Origin of the sequence: Paenibacillus sp. BR1-192 (assembly GCF_029542445.1) — a bacterium.
In the GTDB taxonomy this organism is placed as follows: Bacteria; Bacillota; Bacilli; order Paenibacillales; family Paenibacillaceae; genus Paenibacillus_AQ; species Paenibacillus_AQ lautus_A.
Genome location: NZ_CP120718.1, coordinates 457,920 through 475,521, shown reverse-complemented (window position 1 = coordinate 475,521; position 17,602 = coordinate 457,920). Strand labels below are relative to the sequence as shown.

General features: G+C 51.0%; 14 protein-coding genes, 3 pseudogenes and 2 riboswitches. Of the genes and pseudogenes, 6 read left to right on the top strand and 11 right to left on the bottom strand.

Translation table 11 applies throughout. The features are described from left to right. Positions 1-15: 15 nt before the first annotated feature. Positions 16-615, bottom strand: coding sequence for an SMI1/KNR4 family protein (locus tag P0X86_RS02070; protein WP_192569946.1), 600 nt, complete (start codon positions 613-615; stop codon positions 16-18). A gap of 280 nt (positions 616-895) precedes the next feature. Between P0X86_RS02070 and P0X86_RS02065 the strand changes: the two genes are divergently transcribed. Further along, complete coding sequence (locus P0X86_RS02065) at positions 896-1,891, top strand: aldo/keto reductase (protein ID WP_096774781.1); 996 nt, start codon at positions 896-898, stop codon at positions 1,889-1,891. A 93-nt stretch (positions 1,892-1,984) separates the two neighbouring features. On the opposite strand, the gene P0X86_RS02060 is transcribed toward P0X86_RS02065, so the two are convergent. Next, positions 1,985-2,620, bottom strand: a complete 636-nt coding sequence (locus tag P0X86_RS02060; RefSeq protein ID WP_090910183.1) for a carbohydrate-binding family 9-like protein — start codon at positions 2,618-2,620, stop codon at positions 1,985-1,987. Positions 2,621-2,820: 200 nt separating this feature from the next. Here P0X86_RS02060 and udk point away from each other — a divergent pair, with 200 nt between their 5' ends. Beyond that, the gene (udk, locus tag P0X86_RS02055) at positions 2,821-3,459 is read left to right on the top strand and encodes a uridine kinase (protein ID WP_012818654.1); all 639 of its coding nucleotides are present in this window, start codon (positions 2,821-2,823) and stop codon (positions 3,457-3,459) included. Between the two features lie 346 nt (positions 3,460-3,805). Here udk and P0X86_RS02050 read toward each other — a convergent pair whose 3' ends face one another. The 6 genes and pseudogenes from P0X86_RS02050 to P0X86_RS02030 all read right to left on the bottom strand — a co-directional run bounded on the left by P0X86_RS02050 (position 3,806) and on the right by P0X86_RS02030 (position 11,251). Beyond that, entirely contained in the window at positions 3,806-6,133 is a 2,328-nt protein-coding gene (locus P0X86_RS02050) for a histidine kinase (RefSeq protein ID WP_277747652.1), read from the bottom strand. Between the two features lie 2 nt (positions 6,134-6,135). After that, on the bottom strand, positions 6,136-6,768 hold the full coding sequence (kdpC, locus tag P0X86_RS02045) for a potassium-transporting ATPase subunit KdpC (protein ID WP_213580030.1): 633 nt from the start codon (positions 6,766-6,768) through the stop codon (positions 6,136-6,138). An 80-nt stretch (positions 6,769-6,848) separates the two neighbouring features. Further along, positions 6,849-8,881, bottom strand: a pseudogene (gene kdpB, locus P0X86_RS02040) (potassium-transporting ATPase subunit KdpB). Between the two features lie 22 nt (positions 8,882-8,903). Continuing rightward, a complete protein-coding gene (gene kdpA, locus P0X86_RS02035; RefSeq protein WP_277747651.1) occupies positions 8,904-10,583 on the bottom strand; it encodes a potassium-transporting ATPase subunit KdpA in 1,680 nt (559 codons plus the stop codon). Between the two features lie 30 nt (positions 10,584-10,613). Beyond that, the gene (locus P0X86_RS33255) at positions 10,614-10,682 is read right to left on the bottom strand and encodes a potassium-transporting ATPase subunit F (protein ID WP_353057785.1); all 69 of its coding nucleotides are present in this window, start codon (positions 10,680-10,682) and stop codon (positions 10,614-10,616) included. Positions 10,683-10,840: 158 nt separating this feature from the next. Further along, positions 10,841-11,251: a hypothetical protein gene (locus tag P0X86_RS02030; protein ID WP_090910188.1), complete on the bottom strand. Its 411-nt coding sequence runs from the start codon at positions 11,249-11,251 to the stop codon at positions 10,841-10,843. A 129-nt stretch (positions 11,252-11,380) separates the two neighbouring features. Then, positions 11,381-11,549: riboswitch (cyclic di-AMP (ydaO/yuaA leader) on the bottom strand. A 539-nt stretch (positions 11,550-12,088) separates the two neighbouring features. Then, positions 12,089-12,261, top strand: a riboswitch (cyclic di-AMP (ydaO/yuaA leader). 136 nt (positions 12,262-12,397) lie between these two features. Here P0X86_RS02030 and P0X86_RS02025 point away from each other — a divergent pair. Then, a complete protein-coding gene (locus tag P0X86_RS02025; RefSeq protein ID WP_192569952.1) occupies positions 12,398-12,862 on the top strand; it encodes a hypothetical protein in 465 nt (154 codons plus the stop codon). A 149-nt stretch (positions 12,863-13,011) separates the two neighbouring features. Here the strand turns inward: P0X86_RS02025 and P0X86_RS02020 are convergent. Together P0X86_RS02020 and P0X86_RS02015 are read right to left on the bottom strand one after the other, a co-directional pair. Then, positions 13,012-13,164 (bottom strand): annotated as a pseudogene (locus P0X86_RS02020) (proline dehydrogenase); the annotation flags it as partial. 250 nt (positions 13,165-13,414) lie between these two features. Further along, entirely contained in the window at positions 13,415-13,795 is a 381-nt protein-coding gene (locus P0X86_RS02015) for a transposase (protein ID WP_277747650.1), read from the bottom strand. Between the two features lie 862 nt (positions 13,796-14,657). On the opposite strand from P0X86_RS02015, the gene P0X86_RS02010 reads away from it, so the two are divergent. From P0X86_RS02010 to P0X86_RS02000, 3 genes and pseudogenes are all read left to right on the top strand, one after another. Further along, the gene (locus P0X86_RS02010; RefSeq protein WP_277747649.1) at positions 14,658-15,230 is read left to right on the top strand and encodes a zinc metalloprotease; all 573 of its coding nucleotides are present in this window, start codon (positions 14,658-14,660) and stop codon (positions 15,228-15,230) included. Between the two features lie 23 nt (positions 15,231-15,253). Then, the gene (locus P0X86_RS02005) at positions 15,254-15,856 is read left to right on the top strand and encodes a hypothetical protein (protein WP_277747648.1); all 603 of its coding nucleotides are present in this window, start codon (positions 15,254-15,256) and stop codon (positions 15,854-15,856) included. Positions 15,857-16,004: 148 nt separating this feature from the next. Next, positions 16,005-16,795, top strand: a pseudogene (locus P0X86_RS02000) (ATP-dependent DNA ligase). On the opposite strand, the gene P0X86_RS01995 reads toward P0X86_RS02000, so the two are convergent. Next, the gene (locus P0X86_RS01995) at positions 16,755-17,453 is read right to left on the bottom strand and encodes a hypothetical protein (RefSeq protein ID WP_277747647.1); all 699 of its coding nucleotides are present in this window, start codon (positions 17,451-17,453) and stop codon (positions 16,755-16,757) included. The pseudogene P0X86_RS02000 and the gene P0X86_RS01995 sit on opposite strands and share 41 nt — an antisense overlap. Positions 17,454-17,602 lie beyond the last annotated feature (149 nt).

Sequence of the window (17,602 nt, the reverse complement as noted above, 5' to 3'; positions counted from 1 at the left end):
TGTCTTCTGCTTCAATTAGTAGTCCACTTCTTCAATGTCGGTGCGCAGATTGCGGTTGGACGCCTGAAGCAGCTCCGTGAAGGAAGGCGCGATATAGTAAACAAAATCAGGATCATGCACGTACATGATGATCTGCCCGGACGTTCCCGGCTCAGCCGGATCGAAATCCAGCATCAGATACAATGAGCCGCCCGCCATCGTGGCAAACGGATACCATGCCTTGTGGAACAGGTACGGTTTAATTTCCGGATCCAGCCGCTGTACCTCCTCTGGACCGTAGTACGCATCGAGCCGTTCGTCCCGCTCGCAGAAATATGATTTGATTTCCCTCATCTCATCCAGGCTCATCAGATAGAACGGGGTGTATTCGCCATCTCCCTCGTTACCGGGATAGAGCACGTGAAATGCGTACCCGCTGCCGTCCTTCTTGCTGTAGAACGAACGGAAATCCTCCGGCAAAGCGATCCCGAACTCCTCTTCAAATTGCTTCAATCGATCCGAGGCCGCTCCCTCCAATTGTTTATACTCGCCCAGCAGATCCCGAAGATCTTCGGCCACCTTCTCCTCCAGCAGCTGCTCCAGCTCGGTCATCAGACCATCGATGACAGCATTCATATAAACATTCCCTCCGTTTTAGAGCATGTCCGCTCATTCCAAGCGGCAGGCTTTCCCTTTACTAAAAAGTATATAGAACCCGCCCCAATGAAAACAACATGTCCAGCGGCATGCAAAAAAAGGGACAAAATCCCTGTTGAGATGTCCGTTTTTGTTCTTTTATGAAAAAACCCCGGGTATTTTCGCTTCCGGCTGCTGCGCTTGTCATCCATACATAAAAGGCCGATAATGGAAGCAGATTTCGATCACGAAGAAAACTTGGAGATGGGGAGGCTAAACGATGGAATACGTCTACTTGGGAAGAACCGGACTTGAAGTATCCCGCTTCTGTCTGGGAACCATGACTTACGGAGATTGGGATTTGGACGAGAAGACCTCGCTCGGCATTATCGACAAGGTGCTGGATTCGGGGATTAATTTTATCGATACGGCAGATACCTATGGCAAGGGTACGAGCGAAGAAATTATAGGCAAAGCCCTTCAAGGACGAAGAGACCGGGTGATCGTCGCGACCAAATTCAAGGTACGGACCGCCGAAGGACCGAACGGAGAAGGCGCCAGCCGTTACCGCATCATGAGACAGGTTGAGGCCAGCCTGAAACGGTTGAATACGGATTACATCGACCTCTACCAAGTGCATAGACCGGATCCTCATACCCCGCTGGACGAGACGCTGCGCGCGCTCGATGATCTGGTTGCCCAAGGAAAGGTGAGATATATCGGCTGCTCGAACTTCGAGGCTTGGCGTATCGTCGAATCCCTGTGGACCAGCGAGAAAATGAACCTCGAGCGCTTCGTTACCAATCAGCCTTCATACAGCATCTTCAACCGATATATCGAGCAAGAAATCCTGCCGGCTTCACAGCGCCACGGCCTGGCTACGCTGGCCTACTCCCCGCTGGACGGCGGCTGGCTGTCCGGCAAATACCGTGCCGGGCAGCCGCTGCCGGTCAATTCGCGGGGCGAGCGCATGGATTTGGATGCTCCCGGCAACCGTGCCAAACTGGACAAGGTTGAATGGCTCGCCCGGCGTGCAGAGGACAAAGGGATCACACTGGGGCAGTTCGCGCTGGCATGGCTGCTGCAGCGCAGCATCATTCCCGTCGTCGGCATCCGCAGCGAGCAGCAGCTTGCGGACAATCTGAATGCACTGAACGTGCAGCTGACCGAAGAAGATTTGAAGCTGGTGGACGAGGTGTCCCCAAGCCCATACCGGGACTTCTCCCAGGACGGCAGCTTCTGGTTCAATGAACCGCGTGCTTACCGGTTTAAGTAAGCTTAAGCGGGACCCGTAAGGCATCACCAAACCAAAAAAGCTATATTCAATGCTGCACGCCCGGCATCGTTCAATCGATTCCGGGCGTGCATGCTATGTGGCATCCACAAACTCCAGCCTTCCGAAACGCGAGGGGATATGGTAATTGACCTCTCCGGTGGGGCTCCATGCCTGATATTCCCGGTTTCCTTGGTCGTCCTCGTCAATGCGGTAAAAATTCACGTTCCAGCATCGTCCCGCTTGCGGCGGATTCTGAAAGTTCTGCGCCGGAATGCGAATCTCGTAAACCAAATTTCCCTTACCGTCGTTCTCTACCGTGGTCAGAAGGCCGGTAAGGTCCCACTCGACATCGCTGTCCGTGATCGACTTTTGCCCATCGTTACGGATCCGCGCATCAAATACAACATTGTTCGGGCTCACCTCAAGCTCGATATATTCCAAACCTTCCCCTGCTTCATCCATAAACAGCTCCACGACATCCTGCTCATACAGCGGGTCATCCCGATGCCGATACTCCGAGACGATATGTGAATCCTGGCAAACAAACTGCACGTAGAAGCATTCGGCGCTCCAGCAGGCGCGCACCTCCGTCGCTTCCTTCGCGGCAAGCCCGGTCACGGTGTCGCTCAGGGCCACAGCTTCATAGCGGCTCCAATCGACGCTTCCCCGATTCTCTCCCTGTTGAAGGTATATGGCGGGCTTGCATGGGTAAATAGCGGTATAACGCATGATCATCCCTCCGAAACATTTTCAATTGTAGTCATGATATCCTCTATGATAAGTCATACAGATTCGGTTCGCTATTCCGTGGTAAGAATAAGGAACATACGGAAATCCCATCTTTTGTTCTATGCTCCCATAGTGAAAAGAAGCGCATGCTGTGCTACAATAATAAAATTGCAAACTCTAGGGAGGGTTATGGATTCGCCATGCTCATAATTGGTATCGCCGGCGGCACCGGATCGGGCAAAACAACGGTTGCCCGCTCTGTCATTGACCGTCTTGGTTCAGATAAAGTCACGTTTATTTCGCAGGATAACTATTACAAGGATCATAAAGAGCTCAGCTTCGAGGAACGCGAAGCGATTAACTATGATCATCCGTTCGCTTTTGACAACGAGCTGCTCGTCGAGCATCTCGGCATTTTAAAAAGCGGACAACCCGCTTTCGCGCCGGTATATGATTTTACAGCCCATGCCCGCTTCACGGATCAGACCATCGAGCTGAAGCCGAACAACATCGTCATCATCGAAGGCCTGCATGTGCTGTCCGATGAGAATCTGCGCAAGCTGCTTCACATTAAAGTGTTTGTGGATACCGATCCCGATGTGCGCCTGCTTCGCCGGGTCGTACGCGATATTGAGGACCGCGGCCGGACCATCCAGTCGATCCATAATCAATACCTGACAACCGTCAAGCCGATGCATGAGGCGTTCATCGAACCCTCCAAGAAATACGCCGACCTGATCATTCCCGAAGGCGGAGAGAATGAAGTCGGCATTCGCCTGCTTTCCGTCTTGACCGAGAAATATTTGACCGGCGACCGCACGCTGTCGGGCGAATCATAAGACAAGCTTGTACGTCAGCCTTTAGGCATGTTGGCAGCATGAAAAAAGCCCGCGATCTGTAATGACAGGTCAGCGGGCTTCTTGACGTTGTCCGTTCGCTTACGCGCTAGTAAGCCAGCCTGCGCGTATGGCTTGCATTCTTCCGTTTCCGAGCGTTCTGCGGTCTGTGCGTTCTTTTTCTCCGGAATGTACGTCCGGTGTTTTTGTTCTCCGGAATGTTGCGTTATCCGCATTATCCGCGTTTTCTGCGATTCCTGCGTTTACTGCTTTTCCTGCACTTTCAGCATTCCCAAGTCTCCTGCGTCACCGGTCCCCTCAAAACATTCAGTTCCCGGCGCTTCAGCCGTCATACGCGCGGATCGTAATCCGCAACCACGAGCACGTCCATATGCCTTGAGGATCGCAGCAGGCTCCTGATCCATTTTCGCCGAGCGAACAGCTTCCATCCGTCCATCTGCGGCTGGCCGATAATGAATTGGGTCGCCTTGACCTCGTCTGCTGCGGCGACCAATCGGCCACAACAGGTGCATGCCGGTTCCCTTTTTACCGGCAGCGGCAGCATCGTGAAGGTGCCTCCAAGACGCTCCGTTAACGTCTGAAGCGCCGTCAAGCGCTGCTCGTCGTCATGAGACAGGCTGTCATGACGCTCCAGAGGGAATGCCACATACCAGGCTGCCTTCAGCCGATGGGCGATCCGGAAGCCGCGGCGAATGAGCCGCTCCGCTTGCGGCCCCCTGCCGACCACGACATAGATAATTTCCTCGCGCCGCCACGGCCCCCGAAGCGAGCCGCTGCGCTGCCAGGACTCCAGCCTTTCGTCCACATCATCCGCAATCTCCCTTAAGGCAAGCTCTCTTAGGGCGATCAGGTTTCCCGTCTTGAAAAAATGGCTGAGCGCCTGATGAATTTTCTCCTTCGCATAGATGTTCCCATCCTTCATCCGCTGCCGCAGCGACTCCGGCGTCACGTCGACCAGTTGAACCTCATCGGCCGATTGCAGAATATGATCCGGTATCGTCTCGCGGACACGGACGCCTGTAATCTGCTCGACGGCATCATTCAAGCTCTCCAGATGCTGCACGTTCACGGTCGTAATGACGGAGATGCCGGCCGACAGAATATCCTGCACATCTTCATACCGTTTCTTGCGCTTGCTTCCGGGCACATTCGTATGCGCCAGCTCATCCACGAGGACCACGTCCGGCCTCCGGCGAAGGATCTCATCGGTATCCATCTCCTCAAGGCGCGATCCCTTGTAGTCCACCCTTTTTCGCGGAAGGGCCTCCAGATTGCCCACCTGGGACAGCGTATCCTTCCGGCCGTGCGTCTCCAGCAGACCGACGAGAACCGTCAATCCCTTCTTCAGCAGATCGTTGCCTTCCCGCAGCATCGCATAGGTCTTCCCTACGCCCGGGGCGGCGCCGATATATACCTTGAACCATCCCCGCTTGACCTGCTCAATCTTCTGATCCAGCTCCTGTTCGTTCAAGCGGTGAAACGATTCGGAAGGAAGCCGCAGCGGATGAAGCCGGGCCGGAATGATCCGCTCCCCGTCATGTTCCGCCCGATCCGCCACCATAAAAATATCAATCCCGCGCGTTTTCTTGAGCAGATCCTGAATAATCGAACCCTGCCAAAGCTCTTGCATGCGCGTCTGCTTCGAATGGCCAAGCACAATGCGTGTAACGTGGTGCTCCAGCGCATACTGAACCAGCATGTCAGCGAGCTCCCTCCGGGAACGGAGGGGCAGCTCCTCCAGCTTGGCGCCGATCCGCACCGCGAGCTTCACCATGGAGCGCTTAAAGGCGGCCTGTTCTTTCGTAAGCTCTACTTCCGGCTTCACAAACGTAACAGCCAACAGTTCGCCGTTTAAACGCTTCGCGATCTGCTGCCCGCGCCGCATATAGATGGAACCGTTCCAATGGTATTGGGTGGACACCAGTATTCGCTCATCGGCTCCCGATGGGCCGACGAGTCCCTGTTCTTTGCGGTACCGCTCCAGGGAATGGCTCACGCCTTCGGCAACGAGGCGGAGCGTCAACTCCCGGAGCACCGCCAGATTGCCCTGCTTCCATAGGCTGCCGTCTCCAAGCAGGCCGCCTTGTGCCCGTTCCAGCATCGTTTCGGGCGTTACGTCAATAAGCACCACCTCGTCGGCGCTCTCCAGCGTATCGGCCGGTACCGTATGGCTGGCTTTAATGCCCGTCAGCTTGGAGGCAATGTCCTGCACATCCTCAAGCTCATACACGTTGACCGTTGTGATGACGCTGATTCCGCGGCTTAACAGGAATCGGATATCATCCAGCCGCGCAGCATGCCGCGCTCCCTTCCGGTTGCGATGGGCAAGCCCATCGACAAGCACTACCTCCGGGTTGCGCTGCACCAGCAGATCAAGATCAAGATCCTTCTTCTCTACGCCGTCCTCCATCCAATGAATGCTGGGCACCCGTTCCAGATCACGGACCTGCTCCACCGTTTCCGGCCGCTGCATCGTGGATACCGCGCATATGACGACATCGATGCCTTGCAGCCTCAAGGTCTGCCCTTCTCGAAGCATATGATAGGTTTTTCCCGATCCGCTCACAGCCCCGATATATACCTTGAGCCGTCCCTGATGGAGCTTGGAAATCGACCTTAAGAGCTCCTCCGGCGATTTTCTCCGAAAGGGATTCATGATCAGTTAAGGTTAAGAAGCTTTTGGAGCCCCAGATTCAGCTTCAACACATTCACGCGCGGTTCACCGAATACGCCCAAATCCCGTCCCTCCGTATGCTCCTTTACCAGCTGATCAAGCTCTGCTTCCGCAATTCCGGTTTGCTTGCTGATCCGCGGAATCTGAATATACGCGGCCTGCGGCGATAGGTGAGGATCCAACCCGGAGCCGGAATTCGTTACCAGATCGATCGGCACCTCGCTCACCGGAACGTCCGGGTTGTTCTCCGTCCACGCTTCAATTGATGCCTTCGTTCGTTCAATCAAATCCGGGTTGGAAGGGGCATAGTTATTGCTGCCTGAGCCGGCCCCGTTGTATTCAATGCTGGATACCCTGCCGTGAAAATATTGCGGCTCCGTAAAGTCCTGGCCGATCAATTCCGATCCGACCACCTTTCCGCCCCGATCCGTGACCAAACTGCCGCCGGCTTGCTTCGGCATGAGCAGCTGCGCCGCTCCCGTCGTGACCAGCGGATAAAGAATTCCGCATAACACGATAAATACAAGACTTGTTCTCAGGGCCATGCCCAGCGAGACACGGGCCGCGCCCACCCCGGCGCGAGGGGCCGGCGATGATTTCTGCAATGGCTTATTCATGGTTCCTCGATCCCTTCTTTCATATCTTCCTAAAATAGCAGCCTCCGGGATATCTCGATAGGACGGCTGCTGTTTCCGGCCTAAATCCAGAGATGCACGATCATATCGATCAGCTTAATCCCGATGAACGGCACGATCACGCCGCCTAATCCGTAGACCAGCACATTGCGCTGCAGCAGCTTCGACGAGCTCATCGGCTTATAGCCCACACCCTTCATCGCAAGCGGAATCAGCAGCGGAATGATAATGGCATTAAAGATCAGCGCCGACAGAATCGCCGACATGGGAGAACCCAGTCCCATGACGTTCAGAACGTTCATGCTTGGAATAGCAGCCGCGAACATCGCCGGAATGATGGCAAAATATTTGGCGACGTCGTTCGCGACGCTGAAGGTGGTCAGCGCGCCGCGCGTCATCAGCAGCTGCTTGCCGATGGCAACCACCTCGATAATCTTCGACGGATCCGAATCCAGATCCACCATATTGGCCGCTTCCTTGGCTGCGGTGGTACCGCTGTTCATCGCCAGCCCGACATCGGCCTGGGCCAGCGCCGGGGCATCGTTCGTCCCGTCCCCGGTCATCGCCACCAGCTTGCCTTCGGCTTGTTCTCGGCGGATGACGGCAATCTTATCCTCGGGCTTGCTCTCCGCGATGAAATCATCGACGCCCGCTTCACGGGCAATCGTCGCCGCGGTGAGCGGGTTGTCGCCCGTGCACATAATCGTCTTGATGCCCATCCGGCGCAGCTGGTCAAACCGTTCCTTCATGCCCGGCTTCACGGTATCCTTTAGGTAGATCAAACCAAAGATGCGGTTATCCACGGCGACCGCAAGCGGGGTTCCCCCCTCTGTGGCGATGGCGTCGCTATTTGGCGACAAATCCGAAGGGATGGCGCCTCCTTGCGACTGCACCCACGCCTTGACGGCATCCACAGCGCCCTTCCGGACTTTCCGGCCATCCCTCAGGTCCATGCCGCTCATCCGGGTCTCCGCCTTAAATTCGATGAATTCCGCCCCATCCGCCATGCCCTCATCCACTGCGAAACCTTCCTTCCTCAGCAGCTCCAACACCGACCGTCCTTCCGGCGTCTCATCCTGCAGCGAGCTCACCGCGGCCCACTGGGACACCGATGCCAGCGACTCGCCGCCGACGGGAATCAACCGGCTGGCCATCCGGTTACCAAACGTAATGGTACCCGTCTTATCCAGAATCATCGTGTTGATGTCACCGGCGGCCTCAACCGCCTTGCCGGACATCGCCAGCACGTTGAACTGCGTTACCCGGTCCATGCCGGCAATCCCGATCGATGACAGCAACCCCCCGATCGTGGTCGGGATCAGACATACCAGCAGCGAGATCAGCACCGGAACGGTCAACTCGATGCCAAGATACTTCGCGATCGGTGCCAGCGTCACAACCACGATCAGGAAGATCAGCGTTAAGACGATCAACAGCGTATTCAGCGCAATTTCGTTTGGCGTCTTCTGCCGGGAGGCCCCTTCGACCAGCGAGATCATCCGGTCGATAAACGATTCCCCCGGATCGCTTGTAATCCGGATGCGGATCGTATCGCTGACAACCCGGGTCCCCCCGTGACCGAGCTGAAATCGCCGCCGGCTTCTTTAATGACGGGGGCGGATTCCCCCGTAATCGCCGATTCGTCAACGGATGCAAGGCCCGCAATCACTTCCCCGTCCCCGGGAATCATCTCGCCCTGCGCGACCATCACGATATCTCCTTTGCGCAGAGCCGTGGACGACACGGATTGTACCCCGCCGTTCTCCATCACTTTGCGAGCCGTCATTTCCTGCTTCGACTGCTTAAGGGAATCGGCCTGCGCCTTGCCGCGCCCTTCGGCAAGCGCCTCTGCGAAGTTTGCGAACAGCAGCGTGAACAGCAGGATGACGAATACGGTCAGGTTAAATCCGATACTGCCCTCGGTACCGAAATAGGACGGAAATATCGTCATAAGCAGCACAACCAGAGTCCCGGCCTCCACGACAAACATGACCGGATTTCTCATCATCAGGACGGGATTCAGCTTCGTGAAGCTGTCCTTCAGCGCCTGACGGACCATCTCTTGGGACATCGCTTTTTTTCTCGTATTATTCATGGTAATAGGCCACCTTTTCTATTTAACGAATCGTCAGATGCTCGGCAATCGGTCCCAGCACCAGCACAGGCAGGAAGGTCAAAGCACCGATGATCAGGACCACCGCGATGAGAATGCCGGCAAAAAGCTTATTATCTGTCCGGAACGTTCCGAGCGTCTCGGGAACCCACTGCTTCCGCATCAGAGAGCCGCCTACCGCCAGCAGGGCAATCATCGAAATATAGCGCCCGATCAGCATGACCAGTCCGGTGCTGATGTTCCAGAACGGCGTGTTATCCGCAAGGCCCTCAAACCCGGAGCCGTTATTGGCGGCGGATGACGTGTATTCGTAAAGCACCTGCGAGATGCCGTGAAAGCCCGAATGGGCAATGCCCGCCTGTCCCGCATCCGTCATGAGCGCGAGCGCCGTCGGAGCAAGGATGATCAATGGGTGTACCAGAATGACAATCGCGATCAGCTTCATCTCCCGGGCCTCGATTTTTCTGCCGAGAAATTCGGGGGTACGGCCAACCATAAGACCGGCCAGGAACACCGCCAGGATCGCGTACATGAGCATATTCATCAGCCCGACGCCTTTTCCGCCAAAAACGGAATTCAGCATCATCAGGGACAGCGGCGTAATCCCGCCGAGCGGCGTGAGCGTATCATGCATGTTGTTGACCGACCCGGTCGTGGCCGCGGTTGTCACCGTCGTAAACAGGGAGGATTGGGCGATCCCGAACCGGACCTCCTTGCCCTCCATGCTGCCTTGCGAGGCGTCGATGCCCAGCTGGTTTAATGCCGGGTTGCCGTTGGTTTCCGCGGCATAGTTCAAGGACAGGAAGCCGATAAACAAGGTCATCATTACCGAGAATATGATCCAGCCCTGCTTACGGCTCTTCGCGAACAAACCAAATGTGTAAGGAAGCGCCGCCCCGAGACTCCACATGGACAGAATCTCGATCACATTGGTCAGCGGGGACGGGTTCTCGAACGGATGCGCCGAGTTGGCCCCCATAAAACCGCCCCCATTGGTGCCCAGATGCTTGATCGATTCGAGCGCGGCTACCGGACCCACCGCTATTTGCTGCTCGCTTCCTTCCAGCGTCGTGACGCTGAGCGTAGGCTTCAGGGTCTGCGGCACCTGCAGCGCCACCAGCACCATCGCAATGATGAAAGCAGCCGGAATGAATACCCGGGTATGCGCCTTAACGAAGTCCTCAAAAAAGTTGCCGACGGTCGTGCCCTTGCTGGTCACCGCCCGGATAAAAGCAATCGCCACGCACAGCCCGGTCGCTGCGGACGTAAACATCATCATCGTAATGACGGCCATCTGGGCCAGATAAGACAATCCCGACTCGCCGCTGTAATGCTGAAGATTCGTATTGGTCATAAAGCTGATCATCGTATTGAACGACAAGGTCGGTTCCATATGGCCGATGCCGTTCGGGTTCAACGGCAGCACTTTTTGCAGCCGCAGAATCAAGTAGCCCGCCGCAACCAGCACGATATTCGTTAACACAAAGCTGACGGCATATCCTTTCCATGTCATCCCCTTGCGTTCTTTCAAGCCGATCAGAGCAAAGATCGGTTTCTCCGCCCAGGAGAACCATCTGTCCGTACCATTGCTTTCATAACGAAACACCTGATATAGATAAGTTCCCAGCGGCTTGACCAGCAGCACCAGAACGAGTATAACGATGGCAATTTGTAAAATGCCCATGACGAATGCCTTCCTCCTTCAGCCGTTTCCCTAGAATTTTTCAGGGTGAATCAGCGCATAAATCAAATAGAGAAAAATAAAAATCGTGAATATCAACATGATCATCACGGCTGATCAGCCTCCGGTTCCGAAACCACGCGCCCGCACCAGGACATAAACAGCATGAGCAGTCCGTAGGTTCCTCCCAAAATGAGCACCATAACTAAATCCTGCATGAATGTAACCTCCCCTAACTCTTGTGGCGTCAGTCCAAACGCTTAGCTCATAACGGATGCCATCAGAAAGGACACCTGATGATGATTCGTATGAAGCACCACATCGGCACCCAGCCCTTTGTATATCAAGCGCGGATTGCCGGAATGGGTGATCACGTAAATCGACTCCGAGGTCCATGTCCGGCAGATCCGCAAGTAGCGGCAGCACAGATTCAAGCTGCTTTCGAACAGAAACACCTTGCTGACGGGAAACTCGGGAATGATCCAGGTCTGCTCGTCTCTTGTATCAATCAAAATGATGGGTTTGCAGCCCAGTTCTCGCAGCCTCTGCTGCTCAGCCCGGTTGTTGGCTATAGCCGCAAACGGAACACGTTTGTGAATCAGCTGGCGGACGAATTCCTCCCCGGCCTTGTTCGGCGCGGATACCAGGATGAATTCCTGTGGTTTCTCCATCTTCGTTTCTCCTCCTAAGGTCAGAAAGAGAAGGCAACAACAAAGAAGCCTGCGGAAAGAGAAGAACTCTTCCCGCAGGCTTCTTACAGGACACGGTGAAATACACCGTGGCCCAAGTCCACGACAATCGTTGCCTCTCTCGATACGCTTACGAGGTTAGCTGACGGATTCGGGCGTGAGAGTCGCCCTACCCATAGACCGTTATCTTGTCTACAGGATTCACCCCAGAGAGATCAGGTTCATCTCCCGACTGGTTCCCCCGTTCCTTTTCCATTCAAGGACTCAGCGAAAATTAAAAACGAGTAGCATGTTATTCTATTAGCCATTGACTTGTCATCCAGACTGGGCATAACAGCACAGCAACAGGAGGTTCACGCGGTGAGAGTCGCCTCTACCTTCAAATCTCAGCAAGGCCCATGGTGCCTTCGCCATCGATCCATAAAGGCTTAGGGGCAGCTCTCACACTGCCTTTAGACCTTCATGAAACGGCTGCCCGTATGCCTTGGTCGTTGATGACCGTCAATTCATAGTTCGTATCATACGTCCGGCCCTGCAGGATGTAAATGTGAGCAAAAACACATCTGGCGTTATGTCGAACAGGAACCAAGCAGTATTTCGTCTTTATCTTCCGAATACTGCTCTATACTATGTATTTCTCTTGTTTTCTCTTATTTATCGCAATCCAACGAGATACCGAGATTTTGCCACGATAATAGATGACACGGCCGATTGTACGCGTTTTCTTTTACCGTTTTCATCACATTTCGGAATCTATTCGTCCCATACGGTCATTTACTTTTCGTTTCCTCCGGCGTATGATTCATCCATCTATTCGAAACACGTGATACGCCGAGCTCCCGACAGACCGGGAGACGGGGGAACCAAAGTCACCAGTCTTCGATTGGTGAATGGGGTGAATCCGCTGCGCCTAGGATCGAAGGGCCCAGCGGTAGGGTGCTCTCAGTCCGAATCCGTCAGCTAACCTCGTAGGCGCGTTGTTGAGAGAGAATACCATCCAAGCTTTGGCATAGCGGCCGCCGGAATTGGGGCTCTAACCATAAATAGGCCTGGAGAGCGGGGTTTCTCTGCTCACCAGGCCTATTTGCCGTGCATATAACATTCTTATAAAGGAGCGTAGATCAAATCATGACGAAACTCATCGAGGCAGCGCTTACACCCGTCATCGAAACCGCAGTGCCTGCATTAGGTGAAGAGACTATCGGCCATATGGAGATATTTCGTTTCGACCGGGGCTCGGCCGAACGCTTTATCCCATGGAGCGATCATGGCTGGAACTGCGGCTTGTTCAAAGTCAGCTGCAAAGACGCGGCAGGATATGTCGAATATGCCCTGCCAAGCACGAGAGAATTTTCGGACCTGGTCCGCTGGGCATCCGTCTTCTCAAGGCTGAGAGGCATGTCCGTGACTGAGGCCATTCGCTATGCCCGAAAGCAGCAGCAGTGGGGACCCGCACGGATGCAACTTGCTGTATCGGCCCTCGCCGATCTGGAGATCAACCTGCATCGGCACATCACCCGAGAGCGGTTAGGCGGACTGCCGCTGGAGCGCTCCTTCCTTATGAATTGCTCGGAGGCGTATTATCATTTCTAGGGACAGCAGCTACAGAGAGCCACTGTCCCCGTTTCCTTTGGATTGGGCACTTCTAAGCAGCCTGATGTTTTTTGAAACCATGAAGAACCCCGTCAAAAAGCCACTTATTTCACCAGGCATTTTGACGGGGTTCTGCAATCGGATCCCGCTCACTTGAACATATTTTTGAGCACCATCATCAGGTTGGCGGGCTTCTCCGCCAGGCGCCGGGTGAAATACGGGTACCACATCGTTCCGTAAGGCATATAACACCGGATACGGTAGCCGTCCTGCGCAAGCGCTGCTTGATCGTTCATCCGCAGTATGCTTGCGGAAGGCTATAAACGTCGTCACTACGCTATTCCCACGTTAGAAACGAGATTGATAATGCGCGATAGGATTAATATTCACGTCAATTTATGACGGTGTATTACGATAATCCAAATCTACCCAAGTGATCGTGCGTTTGCAAGGAGTTAGTTGCCGAGTTATATAACATTGCGAAAATTGTTCATTAATCGCGGGATACTTTGATGTTCAAGCGAATATAAACGAAGAAAAAGACCGCCATCCTTATTGGGCGCGGTCTTCGTTGTATTTAATAAGAAGTGATTGATACCTTTCTTGCCACGCTACGCACATGTTCGAAAGGAACTCAATTTCTCCTTTAGAGAAGTTCCACTCTTTTTCAACCATTTTACACTTCTCTAATAGATCAATATTTTCCTTTTTGAGCTCGGAAATTTCTTCTTTTAATCTATGTAGTTCTTCTGCCTCTGGCTTTTGACTGAGGTTACCTTGTTTTTTGACAATCGTATTCCAGCCTTCAAGTGTTCTCTTCTCGGCATCGGTCTCTTTGGCTAGTGCCTCGGGTGTTTCCCCAGCAGCTAGTCGTTGAAACATTTCTTGTTTGAAATCCTTTGAGTACTGTTTTCTTGTTTTTCTTGTTGTCATCTCTTACATCCGCTTATCTTACGTTAACATTATGCGCGAATACGATTATACCAGCGAAAGATAAGCGTGTCCTATGCCAAACTATGGTAATCATTTAACACTGTGGAACCGTTATCCGAGGCGATAACCGCCGAAATCAACGCATACAAACGTATTGCAGGCAAAGCGATATTCGAAATTGGCCGGCGCTTGAAACACGTTAAGGAGAACGACCTGGCGCACGGTGAGTGGGTACGGTGAGCTGTGAAGAAGGTGGATTTGACGCTGCACGAAAGTTCATTGCGATATGTGGACGCATACCACTTACAAACCAGGCCACGTGGCATGATATAGGATTCCGGGCCCTCTACGAAATTGCACGCTGCCGCCCTAAGAACGTGAGCTTGAACATACGCTGTTGTGCGGTGAAGACTCCGGATGAGATGACAGTGAGGGAGCTATAACGGAACGTATGGCGGCCGTGCAGGCGTTAATCGACCGCTATATTGAATAAAACGACGGAGTACCGGATCGGACCTAGCTCGTGCCTCTGACCGACTATATAACGGACCGCCATCCGGACAAGAATACGCGGAATGAATATCCGTTTATGAGCGGTCGGCAAGAGTAACGTCGCCATGAAAAAGAATATACGATACGTCTGGCGGACAGATACGATACAGACGGAGTGAATTGCGTTAAACCAGAGTGTTGTCATCGTATTGAGAAGGAACACCGCTTTAGAAGCGCTAAAATAAGTTAATCATTTGTAAAAACAATCGTAAATTTTAATATAAATACTCTTTTTTAAAAAAAGAAGGAAATATATGTCTAATTGTATAATTACTCTATATAATATATTTTTAAGAAGGGATTGAAAATTATGAAATTTAAGAGAGTGATACTGCTTACTTTAATGATTGCTTTATTATTACCTACCATTTTAGTGAGCGCACATGATGGTCATTATAACCCTGGCGGATTTGCAGGCGCCAAAGTCTTAAAATACTGGCGTGATGCTAGTGTTCAATCTGCGGGGTACCATAATCGGGTAGACTCGGCTTATTCGAAATGGAATAACATTTCAACAAACGTTAATATCTCCCAATATACTACTGAACCACAATACGGAAGTATCGCTGTTTATGCCGGCCCTATCTCAGGCTCAACTGTTTATGCAGTAGCTGACTACTATGTTTACGGTTTATTTGGATTACAGCAAGTTGGTGTAGGAGATCCGAGAGATCGAACAAGAATCAGAATTAACACTCCTCAGATGAACAAATTATCTTCAACACAGTCATTGGATGTCATGATACATGAATTTGGACACGCCCTTAGCTTAAAACATAACGACGACTCCGGAGCATCTGTAATGAAAGAATTTGAACTGACCACATATGGAACACCACAGCAAACAGATAAAGATCATCTGAAACAAAAATGGGGTAATTAATAATTTCAATAAGGAGGTTAATCATGATGAATAGAAAATCTAAAACTGTTATTTTTACAATCGTCTTAGGTGTCATTACCATTAGTTCAATTTCATGGTATAAAATAGCAGATCAAAAAATCACTTATCAATCAATCGATGCTAAACAGGTTTCTTTTAAAACAGTCGACGAAATGATAAATTTTTCTGAACTAATTATTACAGGAGAACCGCTTGAAAGTGAGAATTTTGTAACATTCGATGAAAATGGTTATACGGAAGATGCATATACTGTAACCAAGATTAAGATTAACAAAGTCCTAGAGAATAAATCAGGCAATGAATATAATGAAGGGGATGTCATTAAAGTAGCTGAACCTACCTATGTTTTTGATAACGGCATTAAACCGGGCAAAACGATATATGCAATCAATGAATATCAATTAATGAATAAAAATAATGAGTATATGCTACTACTCACGCAAGATGTTAAATATGATGATTTATACGTTATTTCAGGTGTCAACGAAGGGAAACAAAACATTGATGTATCTGGTAATGATGGCGAAAAAACAGGAGTTCCACAGGAAGAGAAAAATTATGAGTTTAAAGAGGAATTAAAGGCCCAGTTTGGAATAACTGATTAGTCTCGGCAACGTTACTACATTAGAACTGCAGGAATGTGGATTGTATTTTGAAATTATAAACGCGTAGTTACTGATTATTTGTTGTCTCCAATACTTACTGCCTCTATGCCGCATAGCCTATCGCTATAATCGGTATAGAGGTTTTTTTATTTTTATTCATCCGATGTTACTCGCAACTGCACCGGCTCCGTTCTCAGACTCGCGCTTCATATTTGAATCGATGGCTTCCCGCATGACATCGTATTGGACGGCGAGATCGCTTGCGTTGATCCGGCGACAGGCATTTCCGATTTCGAATCCGTTATGACACGCTTCCAGGCTAAGAAGGCAGATAAAATTGCGGCATTAACCGGCTCTTTACAGTCCACGTTCGTCATCTTTGACGTGCTGCAGTATAACGGTAAGGATTTGCGCCGGCTGCCGCTAATGCAGCGCAAGGAAATACTCGCGACTATCCCGTTACCGTCCACCAGCTTCGGCATTGTTCCGCACATTGAAGGCGCCGGCGAAGCACTATTTGAACAGATTGAGACGCGCGCGATGGAGGGCATTGTCGATAAGCGAAAGGATAGCGTATACGAAACGGGTCGCCGATCGGATAAGTGGCGCAAGGTGATTAACTGGTCTTACGTGGACGTATTTATTACCGGCTACCGTAAAGAGGAGTTCGGATGGCTGGCCGCCGTGCCGGCGTTAGACAACGCAAAAATGCGCCCAGCCGGTATTATCGAACTAGACGCAAATCCTACGCATAAGAAGGCGTTTTATAACGTTGTGAAGCCGTTAATTACCGGAGAGGATCGCAATTTCGTTTACATGGAGCCGCGTATTAGAGCGCGTGTGAAGATGCGGAATTGGACGAAATCGGGAATGCTGCGAAGTCCGGTGTTTACGGAGTTTATTTTTTGTGTATATCTTTTTCAATGTTATATATATTAGTTATCTTCTCTTTATGATTCTCAATTAATTGATAAATCGAAAGGGCTTCATCGATGCTTGTAAACACCTGACTAATTTTATCGAGTTCGTCATTTATAAAATAAGTTTGGATATATTTATAATGGTACTTAAAGTCTTGCATTAATTTTAAATACATATCTAACTTAATAATTACGTTCCAGTCTATTCTTCCGATTAAATCAGGATATCTTTTTTCTACTCTATTTAGAAACAACTCGATTTGTTTTCCTAACTCGACAAGCATATTCATTTTAGCGGAATACTCGTCCATACCGTTCTTCTTAAGTGTTTCATAGGTTATTTCAGCTACAAAATTTGCGTTAATTATAAATCTAATATCTTCGATGAAAAGTGAAATTTCTCTCATTTCAATATCATATCTATCTAAGAATCTTAATCGTCTTTCGTGATTTAGAGTTCTTTTAACTCCGAACCAAGTAATAGCACCACCGATAATCGAACCGCAAAAAGCTAGGAAATCCCAACTAGTCGGAAATTTAATATGTGAGGCAATAAGAATCCATATTGATACTATAATTGAAGCTATAAATGATATACCCAACCAAATCACGATTTTTGAAGGTAAATCCGCAACCTTATACAAACTCTTAAGTTTATTCTTAGCTTCTCTAATCATATTAATTATTCGCATATTTTATAATACAAACCTCTCGCATAAACCACTCGCCCCCGATCTTTACGCTATTCTCCGTTATTTCCTGTATTTTCCGCTACCTACCAGCTCGCCCGCGATAAACACAACTATAGGCGTCCGATCGAGCATCG